This window comes from Geodermatophilus obscurus, from assembly GCF_900143215.1.
In the GTDB taxonomy this organism is placed as follows: Bacteria; Actinomycetota; Actinomycetes; order Mycobacteriales; family Geodermatophilaceae; genus Geodermatophilus; species Geodermatophilus obscurus_A.
The window spans coordinates 1-1084 of record NZ_FRDM01000109.1 but is presented as its reverse complement, the minus strand read 5'-3'; the positions used below and the strand labels follow the sequence as shown (position 1 = coordinate 1084).

Annotated in this window: 1 protein-coding gene; it reads left to right on the top strand. The window is 67.6% G+C overall.

Features of this window, described 5'->3' with window-relative positions:
- The first annotated feature begins 189 nt into the window (after positions 1–189).
- A complete protein-coding gene (locus BUB17_RS25235; RefSeq protein ID WP_072921608.1) occupies positions 190–411 on the top strand; it encodes a hypothetical protein in 222 nt (73 codons plus the stop codon).
- The last annotated feature ends 673 nt before the right edge of the window (positions 412–1084 follow it).

Sequence of the window (1084 nt, the reverse complement as noted above, 5' to 3'; positions counted from 1 at the left end):
CCCGGACAGACCGGCGGCCCACCCACGCCCAGTCGCGGCCATCAAGATCGAGTCATCCGCCGACAGGGACGACCAAGATCGACGGTGGATCGAGGCTGAGACCGGGCCGAGGCCCATGGTGATGCCGTGTCTGCATAGGGCGTAAACCGCGTTTGGCGCCGGTTGCTCATCGCGCATGCGGTGCTGGTCGTGGCTCTGACGACCTTCTTCTTCGTGGCGTTGCTCGCGACCCCGCCCGAGGATGGCGCCAACATCGGTGCGGGGCTTATTGCACTGCCGCTCCTGCCGCTCGGACTCCCATGGGCGTGGCCGGCGATGAGCGACGTGTACCAGTTTGACGGCCTCTCACCGTTCCTGTGGTCGCTCGTCACCTTCGGGCCGGCATGGCCCCACCCCGCGGATCCCGGCTAGGAGAACCTGCGCTCCATGCACGAAGGGGCTCGGTCAGATGTCCGGCCCCAGTGGCATCGGGGTTTGCCTGGGCGGAGTCCGTCCCGCTGACCAGCGGGCGCGGGGCCTTCGACTCTGGGTGCCGGAAGGGCGCGGACGTAGCATCCCCGCATGGCCAGGAAGCCCGTGGCATGCCGACTCGGGTTCCATTCGTACGTGCAGGCACATCCTCGCGACGAGCGACTACAGGGGCCGGACAAGAACCAGGTGTGCCGTCGCTGCGGAAGGCGTAGCAACGGCAACATCAGTAGTGACCTTCCGCCCTCCGTGATGACCTGACGGCGCTGAGGCTGGTCCAGCCTGCTCGCGGACCTCCCAGGCCAGGCGGTCCACTTCTTCCAGGACACCTCGGCCGATGGCCCCGGTCAGGGGCACGCTGTCGGACACCGCGCCGATCAGCCAGAGGAGGTGACCGGCCAGGCCGCGGAGGTCGTCCCGAAGTCAACCTGGCTACACCGGGCGGATAGGACGCATCACCGGCGGATTCACTCCGAAGGAGTGCTGGGGGCCCTGAGAGCTTCGCGCTCCTCGGTCGAAGTGTCCCTGAATGCCATGAAGACGGGGGCCTCCCCCCGGATCACGCTTGCGGTGAGAGCCGGAATGCGTGACGGAAGGAGGCCCGGTCCTCATGTTG